This is a genomic window from Sphingopyxis sp. HIX (genome assembly GCF_001468285.1).
GTDB lineage: Bacteria > Pseudomonadota > Alphaproteobacteria > Sphingomonadales > Sphingomonadaceae > Sphingopyxis.
In genome coordinates this window covers 1-23,254 of sequence record NZ_LNSB01000052.1, presented here as the reverse complement: position 1 = coordinate 23,254, position 23,254 = coordinate 1, and the positions used below count along the sequence as shown (strand labels likewise).

The window sequence follows — 23,254 nt, the reverse complement described above, 5'->3', positions numbered from 1 at the left end:
GTTCCGACCCGCTACTTGGCCTCTTCGAGAGGCTCGACAGGCGCCGATTCGGCGCCTGTTTTGCGTCGGCGCTGGGTGAACCAGATCGCGAAGATCGACAGTTCGTAAAGCAGGATCAGCGGCACCGCGAGCAGGAACTGGCTCAGGATGTCGGGCGGCGTCGCGACCGCGGCGATCGCAAAGGCGGCGACGATCATATAGCGCCGCGCCGAGATGAGCTGCTGGCGCGTGACGATTCCCGAACGTTCGAGCAGCATCAGCAGGATCGGCAGCAGGAAGCAGATGCCGAACGCCATGATGAACTGCATGATGAAGCTGAGGTAATTGGCGACCGAGGGCAGCGCCTCCTGTTGGATGCCGCCGAGGTCGCCCTGGAAACCGAGCAGGAATTTGAGCGCCACCGGCACCGTCACGAAATAGGCCAGGCTCGCCCCCGCCGCGAACAGCACGGGGGTCGCGAAGATGAAGGGCAGCAGCGCGCGCTTCTCGTTGCGGTAGAGCCCCGGCGCGACGAATTTCCACAGCTGGTTGGCGATCACCGGAAAGGCGATCATCATCGACGCGAACAGCGCGACCTTGATCTGGACGAAAAAGGCCTCGAACAACTGGGTATAGATGATCCGCCCCTGCCCCGCCTCGACGAGCGGGCGGACGAGGATGCGGAAGATGTCCTCGGCGAAATAGAGGCAGACGCCGAATGCCACCGCCACCGCGAGCAGCGACTTGAGCAGCCGCGAGCGCAATTCGATCAGATGGTCGAGCAGCGGCATCTTGCCGCCGGCGCCATCCTCTTCGGCAGTCACGGGACCCTCGGCGCTCATGGCAGCGGCCCGTCCTTCGGCGGCACCACATGCGTTTCGGGCACCGGCTCGCCTTCGGGCGCAGTCGCAGCCGCCGCTTCGTCCTTGACCGGTTCGGGCAGCGCCTTGGCGATCGAAACCGCCGGCGGCGTATCGTCGTCGACGCGCGGGAATTCGCGCATGATCGCCTCATTCTGCGCGCGCCACTGCTTTTCGAGCTCCTCGAGCTCGGCTTCGCGCATCATCGTGTCGAGGCCGGCTCGGAAATGGCGCGCCATGCCCTTCGCCTTGCCCATCCACTTGCCGACGAAGCGCATCGCCTTGGGCAGGTCCTTGGGGCCGATGACGACCAGGGCCACCACCACCACGAGCAGCAACTCGGTGGGCGCAACGTCGAACATGGCTTAAACTATCCCCCGCAGGCGAACGCGGTCAGAGCGTGTCGCGGTCGGCGGTCGGGGTCGGCGCGGGGGTCGCGTCGGGCGCGCGCTGGCCTTCGAGATGCTTGGGCGCGGGCGGCGTATCGTCTTCCGACATACCCTTCTTGAAGCTCTTGATGCCCTTGGCGACGTCGCCCATCATGTCCGAAAAGCGGCCCTTGCCGAACAGCAGCAGGACCAGAATCCCGACGATCAGCCAGTGCCAGATGCTCAAACCACCCATCTCAAATCTCCTTGAGCCGCCCATATAGGGGCAAGCCCTGCCGAATGCACGTTGCGATTAAAAAAAGCGTCAGGCCTCTTCGCCGTCCTTGACCAGGTCGAGTTCGCCCATCGCCTCTTCATATGCCAGATCGACCGGGTCGAGCAGGCCTGCGGCGCGCAGATCCTCGATACCCGGCAAATCCTTGCGGCTGCTAAGCCCGAAATGCTGCAAAAATGCGTCGGTCGTCTTGTAGATCAGCGGCCGTCCCGGAACCTCGCGGCGCCCCGCGGGCGCGATCCATTCGGCCTCCATCAGCACGTCCAACGTGCCCTTCGAGGTCTGCACGCCGCGGATCGCTTCGATCTCGGCGCGGCTGACCGGCTCGTGATAGGCGACGATCGCCAGCACCTCGGACGCTGCGCGCGACAGCTTGCGCGGATCGTCGCGTTCGCGGCGCAGCAAGTGCGCGAGGTCGGCGGGGGTCTGGAAATGCCAGTGCCCGCCGCGTTCGACGAGTTCGATCCCGCTCCCCGCGTGCCGCACCGCGATCGCCTGGATCGCCGCCCTGACCTCGGCCACCGGAATTTCCTCAGCGAAGCGCGCCGCGAGCTGCCGCGCGTCGAGCGGCTCGTCGCTCGCGAACAGCATCGCCTCTATCGCGCGTTCGCGGTCGTCGATCATTGCTGTGCTGCCCTCAGATAAAGCGGTTCGAACGCGGCCTCCTGCTTCAGGTCAACGCGCCCCTGCCGCGCGAGTTCGAGCGCGGCGACGAAGCTGGACGCGATCGCCGAGCGGCGCAAGGGGCCGTCATAATCGGAGGGCAGGAAATCGGAGAGTTCGGCCCAATCGAGCTTGATCCCGATCAGCCGCTCCAGATGATGCAGCGCCGCGTCGAGCGTGATCACCGGGCGCCGCGCGACCATATGCACCACCGGCTCGGTGCGCGCCTTCACCTGGCCATAGGCCGACAGCAGGTCGTAGAGGCTGGCGTCCCATCGCCGCAGCTTGACGTCGCGCAGCCCCTCGGGCTTCGGTCGCAGGAAGACGTCGCGCCCGATGCGGTCGCGCGCGAGCAGCCGCGCCGCCGCTTCGCGCATCGCCGCGAGCCGCTGGAGCCGCAGTTGCAGCCGCAGCGCGAGTTCGTCGGGCGACGGTTCCTCGAGCGGATCCTTGGGCAGCAGCAGCGCGGATTTGAGGTAGGCGAGCCACGCCGCCATCACCAGATAGTCGGCCGCGACCTCCAGCTTCGCGCGCATTTCGGCGATGAAGCCCAGATATTGCTCGACCAGCTGGAGGATCGAAATCTGCCTGAGGTCGACCTTCTGGCTGCGCGCGAGGGTCAACAGCAGGTCGAGCGGGCCTTCCCAGCTGTCGAGGCTCAGCTGCAGCGCATCCTCGCGCTCGCCCGCCGCCGGCGCTAGGTCGAGGTCGAGCGGCAGTTCTTCCATTCAGGTCAAGCCCCAATCACGCGAGGGCCAGCAGCGCGTCGCGCTGGTCGACGAGCAACGCGAACTGGCGCGCGTCGTGCGTGCCCGCGATGCGGTCCATCGCGCCTTCGAGCCTTGCACGCGAGATCATGCTGATCGGACCCAGGCTGTTCGCGATGCCGACCATGTCGTCCATCTTGCCCCAGCAGTTGAGCGCGATGTCGCAGCCCGCCGCGACGGCAGCGGCCGCGCGCGAAGGGACGTCGCCCGACAGCGCCTCCATATCGAGGTCGTCGCTCATCAGCAGCCCGTGGAACCCGATGCGCTGGCGGATCACGCTGTCGATCACCAGCGGCGACAGCGTCGCGGGGCGGTCGGGGTCCCACGCGGTGAAGACGACGTGGCAGGTCATCGCCATCGCCGCGTCGCGTAGCGCCGCGAAGGGCGCAAGGTCGGTCTGGAGGTCGCGGTCGAGCGCGTGGACGACGGGCAATTCCTTGTGCGAATCGAGCAAGGCGCGGCCGTGGCCGGGGATATGCTTGACGATGCCGACAACGCCGCCGTCCTGCAGCCCGCTCAGGATCGCGCGGCCCAGCGCCGCGACGCGCATCGGCTCGCTGCCGAGCGCCCGGTCGCCGATCACGTCGCTCGCGCCCGGCTGGCGCACGTCGAGCAGAGGCAGGCAATCGACGGTAATCCCGACCTCGGACAGCATCGACGCCAGCGCCATCGCGTTGAGCCGCGCCGCCTCGATCGCGCTGGCGGGCGCGCGCTCGTAAAGCGCGTCGAACGCCGCGCCGCTCGGAAAATCGGGCCATTCGGGCGCCTTCATGCGCGCGACGCGTCCGCCCTCCTGGTCGATCAGGATCGGCAGATTGTCGCGCCCGTCGAGATCACGCAAACTGTCGGTCAGCCGCCGCAATTGTTCGCGATTTTCGACATTTCGGCCGAAAATGATATAACCTGCGGGATCGCTGTCGCGGAAGAAGGCGCGCTCGTCGTCGGTGAGGGTCAGGCCCGAAAGGCCGAAAATGGCGGGAATCATGCGTCAATCTCCACCGGCCGCCGCCCCCTCGAGCGGCCACCAAGGCTGGAATGATGACATGACAAGGTTAGCGAACCAATGACCGCTGCGACGGGGCGAGCCGTTTCAGCGGACGACGACGCAATTTTCACCGGCAACGCGCAATTTCCCGCACAAGCTCTGCGCATTGGCGGTCGTTCCCGCCACCGCGCGAAGACGATAGACCTTGCCGCTGTCGACCGTCGCCGGCGACACCGATTTGTTGAGCCCCGACAGATAGGCGAAGCGCTTCGTCAGGTTGATCCACGCCTTCGCCGCGGCTTCCTCACTGCTGAACGCGCCGAGCTGGATCATCGCCGACCCCGCCGGGGCGGGTGCAGCCTTGGTTGCCGCCTCGGCGGTCTTGACCGAGGTCGCGACCGGCTTGCCCTTCTCCGCGGGCGCGGTTTTCGCAGCCGCCGCCTTGGCCGCAGCGGCCTTGTCGGCTTCGGCCTTTTTTGCGGCCTTGGCCGCGGCTTCGCGCTCCGCGGGGGTCGCGGCCGGTTCCTCGGGCATGCGCGTCGGATCGACCTTGCCCGCGGGCAGCACGCCTTCGCTCGCGGCGAAGCTCGCGTCGCCCTCGCCTTCGAAGGTCTTGGCGGCGTCGTTCTTCGGCGCGACCTTGTAATCGCCTTCCTGCGCCGCGATCAGTTCGCCCTGCCCACGCGCGCCGCCATTCTGGATCCACCACAGACCGCCGAGCACCAAGCCGATCAGGACGAGTCCGCCGAGCACCATGACGAGCAGCCGGGTCGGCGAGACCTCGCCGTCATCCTCATATTCGTCGGCGGCTTCGAGCCAGGGCAGCCGATCCTCGTCGCCCAGCCCCAGTCCGGCGTCCGTCGCGGCGTCCTTGTCCTCGGCCATCAAAGCATCTCCTCGAGCGCTTCCACCCCCATCAAGTGGAGCCCGTTCCGGAGTATCTGCCCGATTCCATCGGCCAAATAAAGGCGAGTCGCGGTCAATTCGGGGTCATCGGCAATAATGACGCGGACCTCGGGACGGTCGTTGCCCATATTCCACCAGGCGTGGAACGCGGCGGCGACCTCGCCCAGATAGAAAGCGATGCGGTGCGGCTCGCGCGCCGACGCCGCCGATTCGACGATTCGCGGGAATTGCGCGAGCAATTTGACCAGCGCCAGCTCATGCTCTTCCAGCCGCGCGGGGTTCGGCGCCGCCGCCGCAATCCCCGCATCGGCGAGCTTGCGCTTCAGCGACGCGATCCGCGCATGCGCATATTGGACATAGAAGACCGGATTGTCGCGCGACGCCTCGACCACCTTGGCGAAGTCGAAATCCATCTGCGCGTCGGCCTTGCGCGTCAGCATGGTGAAGCGCACCGCATCCTTGCCGACCTCGTCGACGATATCGGCAAGCGTGACGAAATTGCCCGCGCGCTTCGACATCTTGAACGGCTCGCCATTCTTGAGCAGCCGGACCATCTGGACCAGTTTGACGTCGAACTTCTTCCGGCCCTCGGTCAGCGCCGCGACCGCGGCCTTGATGCGCTTGACGGTGCCGGCATGGTCGGCGCCCCAGATGTCGATCAGCTCGTCGGCGTCCTGGCTCTTCTGGAAATGATAGGCGAGGTCGGCGCCGAAATAGGTCCAGCTGCCGTCCGACTTCTTGATCGGCCGGTCCTGGTCGTCGCCGAATTTGGTCGAGCGGAAGAGCGGCAGCTCGACCGGCTCCCAATCCTCGGGCGTCTCGCCCTTGGGCGCCTCGAGCACGCCGTCATAGACGAGGTCGTGCGCCCGCAGCCACGCCTCGGCGTCGGCGGGTTTGCCCGCGGCCTGCAACTCGGCCTCGGACGAGAAGAGGTCGTGATGGATGCCGAGCTTGGCGAGGTCGGCGCGGATCATGTCCATCATCGCGCTCACCGCCTCGGCGCGGAACAGGCCGAGCCAGGCGCTTTCGGGGGCTCGGGCGAAGCGGTCGCCATATTCGGTCGCCAGCTTCTGCGAGACCGGGATCAGATAATCGCCGGGATAGAGCCCGTCGGGGATCGCGCCGACATCCTCGCCCAGCGCCTCGCGGTAGCGCATGTGCACCGAGCGCGCGAGGACGTCGACCTGCGCACCCGCGTCGTTGACATAATATTCGCGGATCACCTTGTGCCCGGCATATTCGAGTAGCGCGGCGAGCGCGTCGCCGACGACCGCGCCGCGGCAATGGCCGACGTGCATGGGCCCGGTGGGATTGGCCGAGACATATTCGACGTTGACGGTGCGCCCCGCGCCCATCGCCGAGCGGCCGTAATCGCCGGCATCGGCGTGGATCAGCGCCAGTTCGGCGCGCCAGCTGTCGTCGGCGAGACGGAGGTTGATGAAGCCGGGCCCCGCGACGCTCGCCTCGATCACCTCGTCCAGCGTGCCGAGTTCGACGACGAGCAGGTCGGCGAGCGCACGCGGATTCATGCCCGCGGGCTTCGACAGCACCATCGCGGCGTTGGTGGCGACATCGCCATGCGCCGGATCGCGCGGCGGTTCGACGCTGATCGATCCGCGGTCGAGACCGGCGGGGATTGCGCCTTTCGCGGACAGGGCGTCGAGAGCGGTGCCGATATGGTCGGTGAAACGGCTGAACAGGGTCACGGGCTTGGGCCTATCTTTGATCATAGTGCTGGCGCGCGCCCTATAACAGCTTGGGCAACGCGAAAAGCCCTGCGTCGCCCGGTGGCGCCGCAGGGCGAAACGAGGCGAACGGCGCGAAGGCGCGCCGCCGCAGGATTATCGTCGGACGTTATATTCGAGCTGGTCCTGCGTCAGCTGGAAGCCGACGAGCAATTCGAAGCTGGCACGCTGCACCGCGGCGCGGACCTCGGGGACGCTCAGCGGATCGACCGCGGCATCCTGGTCGCCGGCTTTACGGCGGCGCGTGATGCGTTCCATGATGTCGGCGGGCAAGGTCGCGGCGGCGCGGTCGACATAGGCCGATGCCTGCGCACGACCCGAGCCGCGGGTCTGGCCGTCGGCGAAGGTCACGGTGACGTTACCGAGCCGCTTGGCGACGACGGCGGTGCCGCCCTGCACCACGGTCGAGAAATAGGGGATGGTGACCGAGCGCGCCGGGCCGGCGTCGCGGCGCGTCGCGACGACGTCGAAGCTGGCGAGCTGATAGACCTTCTCGCCGCTATCGTTGCACTGCGGGGTCAGGTTGGTGATCGCCGCCACCACGTCGATCGCCGCCGCGTCGCGGCTCGTGGCGGGGTCGAACAAAGTGACGTCGCCGGTGTGCATCGGCACCGCGACCGCGGGGCACGCCGAGCGCGTCGCGGTGATGCCGACGCCGCCCGACAGGTCGAGCTCGTTGTCCTTCGCGCAGCCCGCCACCGTCGCCATGGCCGCCGTGCCGCACAGGACGGCGAAAAACTTGAAGGGCGGGGACGAAATGCGATTCATAGAGGCAGGCTTTCCAACTGGGCCGGAGCGACGAGGACGAATGATCCCTGCTCCATGCGCGCCGCTTCTTATCGGGGGGATGAACGAGGCGCAACACGGACAAGCCGCTTTACCCCATATGCCATGCTGCGCTAGAGCGCGCGCAAGATGAACGCTCCCCACCCCCTGCCCCCCGCAAAGCGCGGCGAAGCGGCGGAACTCAAGGTTTTGATCGCGGCGCCGCGCGGTTTCTGCGCCGGCGTCGACCGCGCGATCCGCATCGTCGAGCTGGCGATCGAACGCTATGGCGCGCCGGTCTATGTCCGGCACGAGATCGTCCACAACCGCTATGTCGTCGACACGCTGAAGGCAAAAGGCGCGATTTTCGTCGAATCGCTCGACCAGGTGCCCGACGGCGTCCCCGTCGTGTTCAGCGCGCACGGCGTGCCCAAGGCAGTGCCCGCCAAGGCCGAGGCGCGCGGGCTCGACTATATCGACGCGACCTGCCCCCTCGTGTCGAAGGTCCACCGGCAGGCCGAGCGCGCGAACGAGGCCGGGCGCCACATCATCTTCGTCGGCCACGCCGGCCACCCCGAAGTCGTCGGCACCCTCGGCCAGCTGCCCGAGGGCGCGATGACGCTGGTCGAATCGGTCGACGACGTCGCCGCACTGGCGCCGGCCGATGCCGGGAAGCTGTCCTTCCTCACCCAGACGACGCTGTCGGTCGACGACACGCGCGACATCATCGCGGCGCTCCAGCACCGCTTCCCGGCGATCGCCGGGCCGCGCGGCGAGGATATCTGCTACGCCACCTCGAACCGGCAGGAAGCGGTGAAGGCGATCGCCGGGCGCTGCGACCGGATGATCGTGATCGGCGCGCCCAACAGCTCGAACAGCCTGCGGCTCGTCGAGGCGGCCGAGCGACTGGGCACCCCCGCGCACCTGGTCCAGCGCGGCACCGACGTCGACCCGGCGTGGCTGGCCGATATCGGCACTTTGGGCATCACCGCGGGCGCGAGTGCGCCCGAAACGCTGGTGCGCGAGGTGATCGACGCGATCGCGGCACAGCGGCCGATCAACGAGGAAGTCGTGGTGATCGCCGAGGAAAATATGATCTTCAAGCTGCCGCGCGGCCTCGAACCCGCAGCCGCCTGATGGCCGTCTATACCGAAGTCGATCCCGACGATCTCGCCGCGCTCGTCGCCCGTTACGACATCGGGACCGTGGTGTCGTGCAAGGGTATCGCCGAGGGGGTCGAGAACAGCAATTTCCTGCTCGAAACGAGCGGCGGGCGCTTCATCCTGACGCTCTACGAAAAGCGCGTCAGCGTCGGCGACCTGCCCTTCTTCGTCGACCTGCTCGCGCATCTGGCGGCGAGCGGCTGCGCGGTGCCCGCGATGATCCGCGACCGCGGCGGCGAAGCGATCCAGCGGATCGCGGGCCGCGCCGCGTGCATCATCCAGTTCCTGCCGGGGATTTCGCTGACCAAGCCGACCGCGGGCCAGTGCCAGTCGGCAGGCGCCGCGCTCGGCGGCATGCACCACGCGCTGGCGGGCTATAAGGGCGGGCGCGAGAACAGCATGGGGCATCGCCACTGGCGCGCCATTGCCGAGGCGACGGGCGACCTCGACGCGGTACGGCCGGGGCTGGCCGACGTCGTCGCCGCCGAACTCGACTATCTGGATGCCCGCTGGCCGACCGACCTGCCTGCGCATGTCGTCCACGCCGACCTCTTTCCCGACAATGTGCTGATGCTGGGCGAGGAGGTGACGGGTCTCATCGACTTCTATTTCGCCGCGACCGACTATCGCGCCTATGACGTCGCGGTCACCCACGCGTCCTGGACCTTTTCGAGCGACGGCAAGTCATGCGACCGCGCCCGCGCCGGCGCGCTGATGGCCGGTTATGGCGAAAAAATCGCTCTGAGCGATGCCGAACGCGAAGCGCTGCCGCTGCTCGCGCGCGGTTGCTCGCTGCGCTTCCTGCTCACCCGCGCGCACGACTGGATCCACACCCCCGCCGATGCGCTGGTGACGCGCAAGGATCCTTCGCCCTTCCTCGAACGGTTGCGCCGTTACCAGGCCTCCGACGCCGCCGACCTGTTCGCCGCCGCATGAGCGAGGGCAAGACGGTGATCGTCGCGACCGACGGCGCTTGCAAGGGCAATCCGGGGCCGGGCGGCTGGGGCGCGGTGCTGCGCTGGGGCGATGTCGTGAAGACCTTGTCCGGCGGCGAACCCGACACGACGAACAACCGCATGGAGATGATGGCGGCCATCGAGGCGCTGGCGGCGCTGAAGCGCCGGTGCAAGGTAGAGCTGTCAACCGACAGCGTCTATGTCCGCGACGGGATCACGAAGTGGGTGTTCGGCTGGCAGAAGAACGGCTGGAAGACCGCAGCGAAGAAACCCGTGGCCAACGCCGACCTGTGGCAGCGACTGGTCGCCGAGGCGAAGCGCCACGATATCGAGTGGCTGTGGGTCAAGGGCCACGCGGGCCATCCCGACAACGAGATGGCCGACCAGCTGGCGAGCGACGCCGCGCTGGAAGTCATGCGAAAGGCGCGGGCGCGCTGAGGCGCCCGCACCAGAGCGCTTATTCGGCTTCCTTGGTCTCGGCGCCGGGACCGTTTTTCTTGATCGATTCGATGGCGTTCACCGCGGACGCCTTGCTCGAATAGCCCTCGGTCCAGAACATCGTCTCGCTGTTATATTTGAAATAGGCGACATATTCGCCGGCCTTGTTCTGCTTGATCTCGAAATAATGGGCCATGGATATCCTCCAAACATTAGGCCGCCGGTCCGTGCGGCTAACCCATGTTAGCCCGCCCGCAGCCGCGCGCAAGCGGGTCGATGGGGGTATCAGGCGAAGCGCGACGGCGCATAGACGACCGGATCGATCGCGGCGATGGCCCCAGCCGGTGCGAGCGCGCCGAGCTGCGCGGCGGCAAGGGCGGCTATCGCCGGCGCGGTCTGGATGCCGAACCCGCCCTGCCCCGCGCACCAGAAGAAACCGGGCACCGCGGGATCGGGACCGAACACGGGCAGCCGGTCGGGCGCGAAGCTGCGCAGCCCCGCCCACTTGCGCTCCACCGCGGCGACCGGCCAGTCGACCACCGACTGCAGCCGGTCGATCGCGAGCGCGACGTCGATCTCCTCGGGCGCCGCATCGCACGGATCACTGGGTGTTTCGTCGTGCGGGCTCAGCCAGATGCGGCCTTCGCCCTCACCCTTGAAATAGAAATCCCCGCCGACGTGGCCGATCAGTGGCAACGCGGCAGGGGTCGGGACGCTCAGCCGGACCTGTGCCAGCGTGCGGCGATAGGGCTGGATGCCGACCGGCGCCGCGCCGCAGGCGACCGCGATTTCGTCGGCCCAGGCGCCGGCGGCATTGACGATCACCGCCGCGCGGATCGTCCCCTGCGCCGTTTCGACCGCCCATCCACTGGCCGTGCGCCGCACGCTCACCAATCGTGTCCGCACAGCCAGTTGTGCGCCGGCCCGCTTCGCCGCGCGCAGATAGGCCGCGTGCAACCCTCCGACGTCGATGTCGCGGCACGATGGCTCATAGGCGCCTTCGCTCCATTCGGGCCGCAGCCCATCGATCCGTCCGGCCAGCTCGGCCGCCGAAAGGCGCGATACTTCAACCCGCTGCGCACCGAACTCTGCCACAAAGGCATCGACCGCGGCGGCCTCGTCGCGGCGCCCGATCATCAGCGCCGTGCGCGGCAGCAGGAACGGTCGATCCGAAAAGCCGGGGTCGGGATGCGCGAGCGCGCCGAACGACGCGGCCGTCAGCGGCTGCACCCCAACTCCGCCATAGCTTTCCTGCCAGAAGGCGGCCGACCGCCCGGTGGCGTGATAGCCGGGCATATCCTCGCCCTCGATCATCAGCACCGCGCGGTGCGGCGCCAGCGCGGCGGCGAGGCTCGCCCCCGCGATGCCGGCGCCGACGATCAGCACATCGATGTCCGAAGGGGGAGCGGTGGCCATGCCCGGCGCATATCGGCTGGCGGACGGATTGCAAGCCGGCCGCGGCGGAACATGGTTACCATTTGGTAAGCCATGATCTCTAGGGACAGGCGCCATGGCCGGCCATGTCACCCTGCTGATCCTGATGACGCTCGCGGCGATCCTGATGGCCTGCTCGGCGATCAGCGACCTGCGCTGGCGCGAGATTTCGAACGGGCTGAACGGCCTGATCGCCGCCTTTGCCATTCCCTTCTGGTATCTCGCCGGCTGGTCGCCGTGGCCCGACGTCACGATCGTGATGGGGGTCGCGGCCGCGACTTTCGCCTTTTTCCTGTTGCTCTATGCGCTGGGCGCGATGGGCGGCGGCGACGTGAAGAACGTCTTTGCCGTGTTTTTGTGGATACCCACGGGCATCGCCACGCAGGCGCTGATGGTGATGGCGCTGGCCGGCGCCGCGGTGTCGGCGGCCATGCTGGTGCACCAGATCATCACGCGTCCGAAGGACAAGCCGGAGGTGCCATACGGGGTCGCCATCGCGGCCGCGGGCCTTTGGGCGCTTCACCAACAATATCTTAACCAGTTTCAGGTTATCGGGTCGAGTTGAGGGCAAGCACCGCCGCGTCTGGCGAGTGCAGGAGGCGAAAAATCGTCATGGATACGCGAAAGATTATGCTGATCGTCGGCGCGCTGATCATTGCGATCGGTGCAGCGTTCGGGGTCAACCAGATGATGCGTGGCGCATCGACGCCGCAGGCACGCGCAGCCGCGGCACCGGAGGCCCAGGGTCCGATGATCCTGGTCGCCACGCGCCAGCTGCCGGTCGGGACGATCATCGGCCCCGACAGCTTCCGTTTCCAGCCTTGGCCCAAGGAATTGGTCGAAAAGGCCTACTTCCTGAAGGAAAAGACCGAGGTGAACAACCTGGTCGGCACGGTGGTGCGCTATCCGATCACCGCCGGCCAGCCGCTGACGCAGGGTGCGCTCGTCCATCCCGGCGACCGCGGCTTCCTCGCCGCGGCGCTCGGCCCGGGCATGCGCGCGGTGACGGTCAAGGTCAGCCAGGAACAGGGCGTCGCCGGCTTCGTCTTCCCGGGCGACCGCGTCGACGTAGTGCTGGCGCAGGAGATCGAGGTCAAGGAAGGCGGCAGCTATCCCGATGACCAGTTGTACACCGCCGAGACGATCGTCAACAACGTCCGCGTGCTCGCCACCGACCAGCGCTATGACGCCGAGGACGAGACGGGCAAGACGCCGGTCCGCACCTTCGGCTCGGTAACGCTGGAAGCGACGCCCGAGATCGCCGAACGCATCGCGGTCGCGCAGGGCATGGGCAAGCTGTCGCTTGCGCTGCGCCCGCTGGCCGACAGCGCCGGCGAACTCGACGCCGCCATCGCCTCGGGCGCGGTCAACGTGCCGACCAAGGGCGGCACGGCCGCCGAAAAGAAGATGATGGCCGAAGCCGCCGGGCGCCCGACCTCGGGCCGTGCCTCGGCGACGACCGGCGGCGACGTATCGCGCTTCTGGGTTCCGGTCAGCGGCCGCGTGTCGCAGCCGAAGCCGCAGCAGAATTTCTCTGGAGGGGCATCGGTGCCCATGGGCGGCGCCGCGCCGGCGGCCCCCCGCGGTCCCGTCGTGCGCGTCACGCGCGGCGGCCAGGTGACCGAAGTTCCGGTTGGGGGTAAGTAAGATGAAGAGCAAAGCCAATTTCAAGGCAGCGGCGCTGGCCCGCACCCTGGCCATCGGCCTGGTCGCGGCGACCCTGGTGTCCGCCCCCGGCCAGCAAGCTTCGGCGCAGGCGGTCCAGAATGCGAGCAGCAGCGTCGACCTGTCGGTCGGGCGCGGCCGCCTGATCAGCCTGCCCACCGCGATGACCGACATCTTCGTCGCCGACGACAAGGTCGCCGACGTCCAGGTCCGGTCGAGCCGCCAGCTCTATATCTTCGGCAAGGCGCCGGGCGAGACGAGCATCTATGCCACCGATGCCAGCGGCCGGGTCGTCTATTCGACCGTCGCGCGCGTCGGCAACAATATCGAGACCATCGACCAGATGCTCGCGCTGGCGATGCCCGACGCCAAGGTGTCGGCGAACACGATGAACGGCTTCGTGCTGCTGACCGGGACGGTCCAGTCGCCCGACGACGCCGCCGAGGCCGAACGCCTGGTCCAGGCCTTTGTCGGTGACGGTACCAAGGTGCTTTCGCGCCTGCGCACCGCGACGCCGCTGCAGGTCAATTTGCAGGTCCGCATCGCCGAGGTGAACCGTTCGCTGGTCAAGGAAATCAGCGGCAACCTGCTGACCCGCGACCGCGACAGCGCGCTCGGCAACGGCTTCCTGGGCGGCGTGTTCAGCGGCCGCAGCGCCGGCACCATCAACTATCCCACGGCGCCGACCGCGGTTTTCCCCGGCAGCCCCGTTCCGCGGCCTTATGACCCGGTCACGGGGCAGCCCATCGGCTCGACCACGCTCGGCACCGAATATGGCATCACCACCCCGGCCGGCGTTCGCAGCCTGGCGGGCGCGGGCCGCCTGTTCGGGCTCGACCTGATCGCCTCGCTCGATATCGGCGAGCGATCGGGCCTGGTCGCGACGCTGGCGCAGCCCAACCTGACCGCGATTTCGGGCGAAACCGCCGACTTCCTCGCGGGCGGCGAATTCCCGGTTCCGATCCCGGGCAATTTCGCGGGTACGACGATCGAATATCGCAAATATGGCGTCAGCCTTGCCTATACGCCCACGGTGCTGTCGAACGGCCGCATCAGCCTGCGCGTGCGCCCCGAAGTGTCCGAACTGTCGACCGAGGGGGCGATCGAGCTCGACGGCTTCCAGGTTCCCGCGCTGACCGTGCGCCGCGCCGAGACCACGGTGGAACTCGGCTCGGGCGAAAGCTTCATGATCGCGGGCCTGATGAACAACCGCTCGATCGGCGCGATCGACAAGATGCCCGGCCTCGGCGACGTGCCGCTGCTCGGCATGCTGTTCAAGTCGGACAGCTTCCGCCGCGGCGAGACCGAGCTGGTGATCGTCGTGACGCCCTATCTGGTGCAGCCGGTGTCGGCGAACGAAATCAAGTTGCCGACCGACGCCTTCCAGGACTCGAACGACCTGTCGCGCCTGCTGCTCGGCCAGACCAGCAACGGCGTGACCGGCGGCGACCGGCCCAAGCCGCGGCTCGAGACGTCGCCGGCCGACGCGGACCGCCTGCGCGGCGGGGCCGAGGTGTCGCCGGGTTTCAGCATCAAGTGACGCGCTGGTTTTCAGGAGCAAGGGTATGAAAAAGATCGCAACTTGGACCGTGCTGGCGCTGGCGACGACGATCGCCGGATGCACCGGCACCGCCCACACCAACGCCAGCCTCGATTCGGTGCACCAGCCGCTCGTGCGCAACTCGATCTATCAATTCGACGTCGCGACCAGCGGCGGCGAGTTGCCGCCGAGCGAACAAGGCCGCCTGCAGGGCTGGCTCGACGCGATGGGCGTGCGTTACGGCGACCGCATCGCGGTCGAGGATCCCTCGCCCTATGGCTCGGGCAGCGCGCATGCGACGATCCGTTCGATGGTCGAGCGCCGCGGCCTGCTGATGAGCGATGCGGTTCCGGTGACCACGGGCGTCGTGCCGCAGGGCAGCGTCCGCGTCGTCGTGACGCGCGCCTCGGCGCATGTCCCGGGCTGCCCCGACTGGTCGAGCAAATCGTCGGTCAACTTCACCAATTCGACCTCGGCCAACTATGGCTGCGCGACGAACAGCAACCTCGCCGCGATGGTCGCCGACCCCAATGACCTGATCAAGGGATCGAGCGACGCGAATTACGACCCCAGCACCGCTACGCGCGCGATCAAAACTTATCGCGAAAAGCCGCCGACGGGGGCCGGGGCGCTCAAGGCCGTCTCGACCAGCGAAGGAGGCAGCCAGTGAACGCGCCTTTCAAAGCAGCCGGGCTGCGCGAACCGTTCAACGCCTTCGTCTGCGACGACGACACGCTGGAGCTGATCCGCGCCGCCGCCAACGACATGGGCTGGCCGATCGAGAAGTGCAACAAGGGCGGGCTGCGCAATGCGGTCCAGTCGCTCTCGGTCTCGGCGAGCCCGAACATCCTGTTCGTCGACATGTCCGAATCGGGCGACCCGATCAACGACATCAACGCGCTGGCCGAAGTCTGCGAACCCGGCACGGTGGTGATCGCCGCGGGCCAGGTCAACGACGTCCGCCTGTACCGCGACCTCTTGTCGAGCGGGATCCAGGATTATCTGCTCAAGCCGCTGTCGCTCGACCAGGTCCGCGAATCGCTGACCATGGCGCAGGCGATGCTGTCGGCGCCCAAGCATGCCGACATGGTCGACGACAAGCCGCATCACATGATGGCGGTGGTCGGCGTGCGCGGCGGCGTCGGCGCGTCGCTGGTGTCGACCTCGCTCGCCTGGGCGATGAGCGAACAGGCCGGCCGCCAGACCGCGCTGCTCGACCTCGACGTGCATTTCGGCACCGGCGCGCTGACGCTCGACCTCGAACCCGGCCGCGGGCTGATCGACGCGATCGACAATCCCAGCCGCATCGACGGACTGTTCATCGAGCGCGCGATGGTGCGCGCGTCGGACAAGCTCAGCCTGCTGTCGGCGGAGGCGCCGATCCACCAGCCGGTGCTGACCGATGGTTCGGCGTTCTTCCAGCTCGAAGAGGAACTGCGCAACGCGTTCGAGATGACGATCGTCGACATCCCGCGCCACGTGCTGATCCCCTTCCCGCACCTGGTGTCGGAAGCGGGGACGATCCTGCTGGTCAGCGACGTCACGCTCGCCTCGGCGCGCGACACCATCCGTATCCTGTCGTGGTTCAAGCAGAATGTCCCCGGCGCGCGCGTGATCCTGGTCGCGAACAAGTTCCAGAATGCGGTGGGCGAACTGTCGCGCAAGGAGTTCGAATCCTCGATCGAGCGCCCCATCGACATCACCATTCCGTTCGACCCCAAGCTGGTCAGCCAGTCGGCGAAGCTCGGCAAATCCTATGCCGAAATCTGCAAGGGCACCAAGTCGAGCCAGGTGTGGAACGGGCTGATGCGCCTGATCCTCGACGGCGCCGACGCCGAAGAGGAAGCGCCGAAGCCCGAAGCCAAGGCCAAGTCGGGCGGCTCGCTGCTCGGCAAGATCGGCGGCATCGGCGGCGTGATCCTGAAAAAGAAATAAGCGTGACTGCGGCCGGCTAGTCCGGCCGCCGCCAGCCATGGACTAGAAGCGGACGAAATCGCATCATGGATCTGTCAGTCATCCTCATCATCGGCGGCGCCTTCCTGGCCTTCACGATGCTCGTGATCCTGCTCGGCGGCCCGTCGGCCGGCAAGGCCAAGTCGCGGCGCCTCGCGATGGTCAAGGACCGGCATGCCGCCTCGACCGAGGCGGTCGTCGCCGCGCAGATGCGCAAGACGATCCAGGCATCGAGCAGCAAGGGCGGAACGAACCTGTCGAGCCTGATGCCGCGCCGCGAAGAGATGGAAAAGCGGCTGCGGCGGACCGGAAAGACGTGGACCGTCAGCCAGTATATGATGGCGTCGATGGTGATTTTCGTCGTCACGGCGGGCCTGCTGATTGCAATCCGCAGCCCCCTGTTGCTCGCTGCGATGATCGGCGCCTTCGCGGCGATTGGCCTGCCCTATTTCGTCGTCGGCAGCCTCATCAAGAAGCGCGTCGCCAAGTTCAACACGCGCTTTCCCGACGCGATCGATCTGCTCGTTCGCGGCCTGAAATCGGGCCTTCCGGTGACCGAGACCTTCCAGGTCGTCAGCCAGGAACTGCCGGGACCGGTCGGCGAGGAATTCAAGGGCGTGGTCGAGCGCATCCGCATCGGCAACACGATGGAAGCTGCGCTCCAGGAATCGGCCGAGATGCTCGGCACGCCCGAGTTCCAGTTCTTCTGCATCACCATCGCGATCCAGCGCGAAACGGGCGGTAACCTGGCGGAAACGCTGGCGAACCTGTCGGACGTGCTGCGCAAGCGCGCGCAGATGAAGCTCAAGATCCGCGCCATGTCGTCGGAAGCCAAGGCATCGGCCTATATCGTCGGCGCCCTGCCCTTCTTCGTGTTCGGCATCGTCTGGACGATGAACCCCGAATATCTCGCGGGCTTCTTCTCCGAACAGCGGCTGATCGTCACGGGGCTCGGCGGACTCGTCTGGATGAGCATCGGCGCCTTCATCATGGCGCGCATGATCAGCTTCGAAATCTGACGGGAGCGGACGAATGAACAGCACTCTGCTCCTCGCCGCCTTCACCGGGGCCACCAGCGGTCCGAAGCTGATGGGCATCGACGTCGTCTGGATCGGTACCGTGCTCGCTGCGGTCGGCGTCGGCGCGGTCCTCGTCGCGCTCTATGGCGCGCTGACCGTCCGCGATCCGATGGCGAAGCGCGTGAAGGCGCTCAACGAACGCCGCGAACAGCTGAAGGCCGGCATCACCGCCTCGACCGCGAAGCGCCGCGCGAAGCTGGTTCGCAAGAACCAGACCGCCGACAAGATGCGCACCTTCCTGGGCAAGCTGCAGGTGCTGCAGGAAGACCAGATCAAGGATGTGCAGCAGAAGCTGGCACAGGCCGGCATCCGTTCGAAGGACCTCGCCGTCGCGGTGATCTTCGGCCGCCTGATCATGCCGATCGTGCTCGGCGGCCTCGCCGCGTTCCTGATCTATGGCATCGACATGTGGCCCGACCTGACCCCGGTCAAGCGCGCGGGCGCGCTGATGGCGGCGCTGGTGCTCGGCTACAAGGCGCCCGACCTGTTCGTCGACAACAAGCGCACCAAGCGCACCGACGCGGTCCGCAAGGGCCTGCCCGACGCGCTCGACCTGCTCGTCATCTGCGCCGAAGCCGGCCTGACCGTCGACGCCGCCTTCAGCCGCGTCGCCAAGGAACTGGGCCGCGCCTATCCCGAACTGGGCGAGGAATTCGCGCTGACCTCGATCGAGCTCGGCTTCCTCACCGAACGCCGGCAAGCCTTCGAGAATCTCGCTTACCGCGTGAACCTGGAATCGGTGAAGGGCGTGGTCACGACCATGATCCAGACCGAGAAATACGGCACGCCGCTCGCCAGCGCGCTGCGCGTCCTTTCGGCCGAATTCCGCAACGAACGCATGATGCGCGCCGAGGAAAAGGCCGCGCGCCTGCCCGCGATCATGACCGTGCCGCTGATCCTATTCATCCTGCCGTGCCTGTTCATCGTGATCCTGGGCCCGGCCGCCTGTTCGCTTTCGGACGCACTCGTCAACAAATAACCGTTGCGCGGCTCCCGTGTTCGCCGGGAGCCCGCAACGCCGGCACCGCGGCCGTCGGCGACGGTTAGCCGACGGTCTGTTCGATCGCGCCGAAGATGCTGTGGTGGCGGTCGTCGTCCATCCAGATGCGCACGGTGTCGCCCTTCTGCATGAACGGCGTCTTGGGCTCGCCCTCGAGGATGGTCTCGACCGTGCGCACTTCGGCGAGGCAGCAATAGCCGAGGCCGCCCTGCGCAATCGGCTTGCCCGGACCGCCGTCGGCGTCGCGGTTCGACACCGTGCCCGACCCGATGATCGTCCCGGCGCCCAGATCGCGCGTCTTCGCCGCATGGGCGATCAGCGCGCCGAAATCGAAGGTCATGTCGACCCCCGCATCGGCGCGGCCGAGCGCCTGGCCGTTGAGATCGACCGAGAGCGTGCCGTGCAGCTTGCCGCCCTTCCACCGGTCACCGAGCACATCGGGGGTGACGAATACCGGCGACATCGCGCTCGACGGTTTCGACTGGAAGAAGCCGAAACCCTTCGCGAGTTCGGCCGGGATCAGCCCGCGCAGCGACACGTCGTTGGTGAGCCCGACGAGCAGGATATGGTCGCGCGCCGCCACAGGGTCGATGCCCGCGGGCACGTCGCCGGTCACCACCACCACCTCGGCCTCCATGTCGCAGCCCCAGGCGGGGTCGCCGAGCGGGATCGGGTCGCGCGGCGCGAGGAAGGCGTCACTGCCGCCCTGGTACATCAGCGGATCGTGCCAGAAGCTGTCGGGCATTTCGGCGCCGCGCGCCTGCCGTACCAGCGCGACATGGTTCACATAGGCGCTGCCGTCGGCCCATTGATAGGCGCGCGGCAGCGGCGAGGCGGCGTCGCGCTCGTGGAAGCGCTCCTTGGGGATCGCGTCGTGGTTGAGGTCCTCGGCCAGCGCGGCCAGCCGCGGCGCGGCATAGGCCCAATTGTCGAGCGCCGCCTGCAATGTCGGGACGATCTGCCCGGCGTCGGCATACCATGCGAGGTCGTCCGAAACGACGACGAGCCGGCCGTCGCGGCCACCCTTGAGCGAAGCTAGTTTCACATCCGTCCCTTTGTCTGCGATGCCGCGCATCGCCCGATCGGGGGAGCGATGATCAGCGCGGCATCTGGATCGATGCGAAGCAGGTAAAGCCGCTCTGCCCCGCCTGCAAGCGCCGGATATATTGGAGGTAGGCCTGCGACTGGTTGTAGCTGGTGCCGGGCAGCGTCTGGCCGCGGAAAGCCCGCTTCACTTCCTCGCCGGTGAACGGCCGCGGCGAGCCCGGGAAGGCGCCCTGCGTGCCGGCAGCGACCAGATTGCCCTTGGCGTCGATATATTTGCCCGCGCCCGACACGTCGGGAACCGGGATTTGACAGTTCATCACCGACACCGCGGTCTGCGCGAAGGCCGGACGAATCGTCAGCGCCGCCGAGACGCCGACCGCACCGAGCATCAGCGCGCGGCGACGCGTCGGCACACCCTCGATGCCATCGGCGGTTTCGGGCGCCCCCGCGCCAGTCGGCTGATCCTGTTCGTCCATGACCGGCGCATAAACCACCAAAAGCCCAAGGAAAAGCAAAAGACCGCGCGCGCCGCCGCGCTTCCCGTTTCGGGACATTCGCGAACCGAGCGTTAATCACCGTAAAGCCGCTTGCGCGCCGCCCCCGCTTCATGCGAGGCGGAGCGCCGATGTTCGACCGACTCTCCAGCCTCGTCGTGGCGCTGACCCTGGTCGCCATCGCGGCGATTTTCGCGATGCTCGCCGGCGGCGACGCGCTCACGATCGCGATCCTGGCGGTCGCGGGCATCGCCGCGATATTGGTCGTCCATGGCGCGGCGCCCGACACGATGGCGGGAACCACCGGAGAAATCCCGGCCGAGCCCCTGCCCGCATTGCCCGGATCGCTGCTGCGCCATCCCGATTTCGCGCGCTGGGCCGATCAGGAGCGCGAGCCGCTGATCGGCACCGACGACCATATCGTCACCATCGCCAACGACGCCGCGATCCGCCTGCTGGGGCGGCATATCGTCGGCGCCGACATCCGCACCGCGATCCGCCACCCCGGCGCGATCGACGCGCTGGCCGCGGCGGGAAGCCCCGATACGCTGCAGGAAATCCATCTCGCCGATTTTCCGCGCCCGGGGCAGCGCTGGACGATGCACATCGCCGCTCTGTCGGGGGGCGAGCGGATCATTTTCCTGTCCGACCGTTCGGCGATCGACGCCGCCGACCGCATGCGCTCGGACTTCGTCGCCAACGCCAGCCACGAACTCCGCACCCCGCTCGCCGCGATCCTCGGCTATGTCGAGACGCTGCAGGACATGAAAGACGAGGCCGACGGCGCGACGCGGCACCGGTTCCTGTCGATCATCGAGCGCGAGGCGCGACGGATGCAGCAGCTGGTGATCGACCTGCTCTCGATCTCGCGCGTCGAGGCCGACCGCTTCCGCCGCCCGACCACCCCGGTCGACCTGTCCGCGATCGTGCGCACGACGATCGCGCAGCTCAAGGACAGCGAGCATCCGCGCGCCAAGGATGTGGTCGCGAGCTTCGATACCGAACCGCTGCCGATGCTGGGAGACGAGGCACAGCTCGGCCAGCTCGCGCACAATATCATCTCCAACGCGATGAAATATGGCCGCCCCGACACCCCGGTGACCGTCGAACTGCTGCGCGAAGGCCCGCGCGCGCGGCTGGCGGTGCGCGACGAGGGCGAAGGCATCGCGCCCGACCATCTGCCGCGCCTGACCGAGCGTTTCTACCGCGTCGACGAGGCGCGCAGCCGCTCGGTCGGCGGCACCGGGCTGGGCCTCGCGATCGTCAAGCACATCAGCGAACGGCACCAGGGCCAGCTCGATATCGAGAGCGAGGTCGGCAAGGGCACGCGCGTGTCGGTGACCTTCGCGCTGGCGGGCGACGCCTGAGCCAGGCGCGGCCGCGCAGCGGCGCTTGCATTTCCGCCGCTTCCCCGCTATGCGCCCGCGCTTCCGTCATGGTCATCCCTGGAGGCGTGGCGGAACTGTGTAACCGTACTCGGAGAATATATATGAGCGATCAGCTGACGCTGACGGCCGAGACGCGCGAACGCGGAGGCAAGGGAGCCTCGCGTGACCTGCGTCGCAATGGCCGCGTCCCCGCCGTCGTCTATGGCGGCAAGGAAGAACCCCTGATGATCCACGTCGAAGAAAAGCTGCTGATGAAGCAGCTGATGACGGGTCACTTCATGAACTCGGTCGTGATGATCGACGTCGGCGGCAAGCAGATCCGCACGCTGCCCAAGGACGTCGCCTTCCACCCGGTCAAGGATCGCCCGATCCACGCCGACTTCCTGCGCATCAGCAAGGATGCCAAGGTCAATGTCGCGGTTCCGGTGATCTTCGCCAACGAAGAAGCCTCGCCGGGCCTGAAGCGTGGCGGCGTGCTGAACATCGTTCGTCACGAGCTGGAACTGGTCTGCGACGCGGACAAGATCCCCGACGACATCTCGATCGACGTCACCGGCTTCGACGTCGGCGATTCGATCCACATCAGCCACGTGACCCTGCCCAAGGGCAGCGAGAGCGCGATCACCGACCGCGATTTCACCATCGCGACGATCGTCGCCCCGTCGGCGCTGAAGTCCAGCGGCGGCGACACGACCAAGGATGACGGCGAAACCGCCGAAGAAGCCTGACCCTGATCGGGCCGCCTTCCCTCGCGGAGGCGGCCCCTTCCGGACCTGGAGAAAGGCACTGCCATGCAGCTCTGGGTCGGCCTCGGCAATCCCGGGCCCCAATATGCGATGCATCGTCACAATGTCGGCTTCATGGCCGCCGACGTCATCGCCGACATGCACGGCTTTCCCGCCCCGGCGAAGAAATTCCAGGGCTGGCTGCAGGACGGCCGCATCGGGCGCCACCGCGTCCTGATCCTGAAACCCGGCACCTTCATGAACGAAAGCGGCCGCAGCGTGCGCGCTGCGCTCGATTTCTATAAATTGACGCCGCAGGACGTCACCGTCTTCTACGACGAGCTCGACCTCGTGCCCATGAAGATCAAGGTCAAGCAGGGCGGCGGGGCGGCGGGGCACAACGGCATCCGCAGCATGATCCAGCATATCGGCGACGATTTCCGCCGCGTGCGCATCGGCATCGGCCACCCGGGGACCAAGGACCGCGTCACCGGCCATGTGCTCGGCAATTACCACAAGAGCGAGGTCGAACCGCTGACCGATCTGCTCGGCGCGATCGCGGCCGAGGCGCCGCGGCTCGCCGATGGCGACGATGCGCGCTTTGTCAGCGACGTGGCGCTGCGGCTGCAGGGGTAGCGGAGCGGTCCGGCGGATCGCCGTTCTTGCGCCGCGGAAGTTGACTAAGTTGACGCCCCATCGCGCGTGCGAACAAGGCGTTAGCACGGCCGCCGTTGGTGGCCCTGGCGGAGGAATATGCGTCATCCGCAATGATAGACCATAGCGCGATTTATTAGGAAAGCGGTTTTGTTGCGGCGGCGGCGACGGCCGGTATCGGGCGGTGGCTGCCATCCTAATCCTCCCTGTCGCGAAGCGATGGGGAGGGGGACCATGCGAAGCATGGTGGAGGGGTGGCGGCCTTGAGCCGAGTTTATGGCGTCGACCCCTCCACCACCCTTCGGGCTCGCGGGAAGCAACGCGCCCCGCGCGTTCCTTCTTTCCGCTCGCTCCCCCTCCCCACGGCTTCGCCGCAGGGAGGATT

The 23,254-nt window shown here is 67.4% G+C and carries 26 protein-coding genes; 13 read left to right on the top strand and 13 right to left on the bottom strand.

Annotated elements, in window-relative coordinates:
- Positions 1-11 precede the first annotated feature (11 nt).
- From tatC to ATE62_RS19815, 9 genes are all read right to left on the bottom strand, one after another.
- Positions 12-821: a twin-arginine translocase subunit TatC gene (tatC, locus tag ATE62_RS19855; protein WP_058809449.1), complete on the bottom strand. Its 810-nt coding sequence runs from the start codon at positions 819-821 to the stop codon at positions 12-14.
- A complete protein-coding gene (gene tatB, locus ATE62_RS19850; protein ID WP_058809448.1) occupies positions 818-1,201 on the bottom strand; it encodes a Sec-independent protein translocase protein TatB in 384 nt (127 codons plus the stop codon). The genes tatC and tatB overlap by 4 nt, the downstream gene beginning before the upstream one ends.
- Before the next feature lie 31 nt (positions 1,202-1,232).
- The gene (locus ATE62_RS19845) at positions 1,233-1,463 is read right to left on the bottom strand and encodes a twin-arginine translocase TatA/TatE family subunit (RefSeq protein WP_058809447.1); all 231 of its coding nucleotides are present in this window, start codon (positions 1,461-1,463) and stop codon (positions 1,233-1,235) included.
- A gap of 69 nt (positions 1,464-1,532) precedes the next feature.
- Positions 1,533-2,126 carry an SMC-Scp complex subunit ScpB gene (gene scpB, locus ATE62_RS19840; protein WP_058809446.1) on the bottom strand — a complete coding sequence of 198 codons (594 nt, stop codon included), beginning with the start codon at positions 2,124-2,126 and terminating at the stop codon, positions 1,533-1,535.
- Positions 2,123-2,893, bottom strand: coding sequence for a segregation and condensation protein A (locus ATE62_RS19835; RefSeq protein WP_058809445.1), 771 nt, complete (start codon positions 2,891-2,893; stop codon positions 2,123-2,125). Before ATE62_RS19835 ends, scpB begins: the two co-directional genes overlap by 4 nt.
- A gap of 16 nt (positions 2,894-2,909) precedes the next feature.
- Positions 2,910-3,917: a beta-N-acetylhexosaminidase gene (gene nagZ, locus ATE62_RS19830; RefSeq protein WP_058809444.1), complete on the bottom strand. Its 1,008-nt coding sequence runs from the start codon at positions 3,915-3,917 to the stop codon at positions 2,910-2,912.
- 105 nt (positions 3,918-4,022) lie between these two features.
- Complete coding sequence (locus ATE62_RS19825) at positions 4,023-4,802, bottom strand: SPOR domain-containing protein (protein WP_058809443.1); 780 nt, start codon at positions 4,800-4,802, stop codon at positions 4,023-4,025.
- Positions 4,802-6,529: an arginine--tRNA ligase gene (argS, locus tag ATE62_RS19820; protein ID WP_058809467.1), complete on the bottom strand. Its 1,728-nt coding sequence runs from the start codon at positions 6,527-6,529 to the stop codon at positions 4,802-4,804. Before argS ends, ATE62_RS19825 begins: the two co-directional genes overlap by 1 nt.
- Positions 6,530-6,664: 135 nt before the next feature.
- The gene (locus tag ATE62_RS19815; RefSeq protein WP_443028876.1) at positions 6,665-7,276 is read right to left on the bottom strand and encodes a hypothetical protein; all 612 of its coding nucleotides are present in this window, start codon (positions 7,274-7,276) and stop codon (positions 6,665-6,667) included.
- A 207-nt stretch (positions 7,277-7,483) separates the two neighbouring features.
- Between ATE62_RS19815 and ispH the strand changes: the two genes are divergently transcribed.
- Genes ispH through rnhA form a run of 3 tightly spaced genes read left to right on the top strand, consistent with a single transcriptional unit; the run spans position 7,484 to position 9,890 of the window.
- The gene (ispH, locus tag ATE62_RS19810) at positions 7,484-8,470 is read left to right on the top strand and encodes a 4-hydroxy-3-methylbut-2-enyl diphosphate reductase (protein WP_058809441.1); all 987 of its coding nucleotides are present in this window, start codon (positions 7,484-7,486) and stop codon (positions 8,468-8,470) included.
- On the top strand, positions 8,470-9,432 hold the full coding sequence (thrB, locus tag ATE62_RS19805; RefSeq protein ID WP_058809440.1) for a homoserine kinase: 963 nt from the start codon (positions 8,470-8,472) through the stop codon (positions 9,430-9,432). Before ispH ends, thrB begins: the two co-directional genes overlap by 1 nt.
- A complete protein-coding gene (gene rnhA, locus ATE62_RS19800; protein ID WP_058809439.1) occupies positions 9,429-9,890 on the top strand; it encodes a ribonuclease HI in 462 nt (153 codons plus the stop codon). Before thrB ends, rnhA begins: the two co-directional genes overlap by 4 nt.
- Before the next feature lie 19 nt (positions 9,891-9,909).
- Here the strand turns inward: rnhA and ATE62_RS23025 are convergent, their stop codons facing one another.
- Together ATE62_RS23025 and ATE62_RS19795 are read right to left on the bottom strand one after the other, a co-directional pair.
- Positions 9,910-10,086 carry a YegP family protein gene (locus ATE62_RS23025; RefSeq protein WP_082662925.1) on the bottom strand — a complete coding sequence of 59 codons (177 nt, stop codon included), beginning with the start codon at positions 10,084-10,086 and terminating at the stop codon, positions 9,910-9,912.
- Between the two features lie 89 nt (positions 10,087-10,175).
- The gene (locus ATE62_RS19795) at positions 10,176-11,306 is read right to left on the bottom strand and encodes an NAD(P)/FAD-dependent oxidoreductase (RefSeq protein WP_058809438.1); all 1,131 of its coding nucleotides are present in this window, start codon (positions 11,304-11,306) and stop codon (positions 10,176-10,178) included.
- Positions 11,307-11,400: 94 nt separating this feature from the next.
- Between ATE62_RS19795 and ATE62_RS19790 the strand changes: the two genes are divergently transcribed.
- From ATE62_RS19790 to ATE62_RS19760, 7 genes are all read left to right on the top strand, one after another.
- Positions 11,401-11,889: an A24 family peptidase gene (locus ATE62_RS19790; RefSeq protein ID WP_058809437.1), complete on the top strand. Its 489-nt coding sequence runs from the start codon at positions 11,401-11,403 to the stop codon at positions 11,887-11,889.
- Positions 11,890-11,936: 47 nt separating this feature from the next.
- Positions 11,937-12,971, top strand: coding sequence for a Flp pilus assembly protein CpaB (cpaB, locus tag ATE62_RS19785; protein ID WP_058809436.1), 1,035 nt, complete (start codon positions 11,937-11,939; stop codon positions 12,969-12,971).
- Position 12,972: 1 nt separating this feature from the next.
- Entirely contained in the window at positions 12,973-14,529 is a 1,557-nt protein-coding gene (locus ATE62_RS19780) for a type II and III secretion system protein family protein (RefSeq protein WP_058809435.1), read from the top strand.
- Between the two features lie 25 nt (positions 14,530-14,554).
- On the top strand, positions 14,555-15,199 hold the full coding sequence (locus tag ATE62_RS19775; RefSeq protein ID WP_058809434.1) for a CpaD family pilus assembly protein: 645 nt from the start codon (positions 14,555-14,557) through the stop codon (positions 15,197-15,199).
- Complete coding sequence (locus tag ATE62_RS19770) at positions 15,196-16,464, top strand: pilus assembly protein CpaE (protein WP_058809433.1); 1,269 nt, start codon at positions 15,196-15,198, stop codon at positions 16,462-16,464. The genes ATE62_RS19775 and ATE62_RS19770 overlap by 4 nt, the downstream gene beginning before the upstream one ends.
- A gap of 65 nt (positions 16,465-16,529) precedes the next feature.
- The gene (locus tag ATE62_RS19765; RefSeq protein ID WP_058809432.1) at positions 16,530-17,501 is read left to right on the top strand and encodes a type II secretion system F family protein; all 972 of its coding nucleotides are present in this window, start codon (positions 16,530-16,532) and stop codon (positions 17,499-17,501) included.
- 70 nt (positions 17,502-17,571) lie between these two features.
- On the top strand, positions 17,572-18,540 hold the full coding sequence (locus ATE62_RS19760; RefSeq protein WP_058809466.1) for a type II secretion system F family protein: 969 nt from the start codon (positions 17,572-17,574) through the stop codon (positions 18,538-18,540).
- Positions 18,541-18,604: 64 nt separating this feature from the next.
- Here ATE62_RS19760 and ATE62_RS19755 read toward each other — a convergent pair whose 3' ends face one another.
- Together ATE62_RS19755 and ATE62_RS19750 are read right to left on the bottom strand one after the other, a co-directional pair.
- Positions 18,605-19,606 (bottom strand): fumarylacetoacetate hydrolase family protein, encoded by a 1,002-nt coding sequence (locus ATE62_RS19755; protein ID WP_058809465.1) that lies wholly within the window; start codon positions 19,604-19,606, stop codon positions 18,605-18,607.
- 52 nt (positions 19,607-19,658) lie between these two features.
- Entirely contained in the window at positions 19,659-20,084 is a 426-nt protein-coding gene (locus ATE62_RS19750) for a hypothetical protein (protein WP_058809431.1), read from the bottom strand.
- A 149-nt stretch (positions 20,085-20,233) separates the two neighbouring features.
- Here ATE62_RS19750 and ATE62_RS19745 point away from each other — a divergent pair, with 149 nt between their 5' ends.
- The 3 genes from ATE62_RS19745 (at position 20,234) to pth (ending at position 22,851) form a co-directional block, all read left to right on the top strand.
- Entirely contained in the window at positions 20,234-21,469 is a 1,236-nt protein-coding gene (locus ATE62_RS19745; protein WP_058809430.1) for an ATP-binding protein, read from the top strand.
- 122 nt (positions 21,470-21,591) lie between these two features.
- Complete coding sequence (locus ATE62_RS19740; protein ID WP_082662923.1) at positions 21,592-22,218, top strand: 50S ribosomal protein L25/general stress protein Ctc; 627 nt, start codon at positions 21,592-21,594, stop codon at positions 22,216-22,218.
- Positions 22,219-22,281: 63 nt separating this feature from the next.
- Complete coding sequence (gene pth, locus ATE62_RS19735) at positions 22,282-22,851, top strand: aminoacyl-tRNA hydrolase (RefSeq protein WP_058809428.1); 570 nt, start codon at positions 22,282-22,284, stop codon at positions 22,849-22,851.
- The last annotated feature ends 403 nt before the right edge of the window (positions 22,852-23,254 follow it).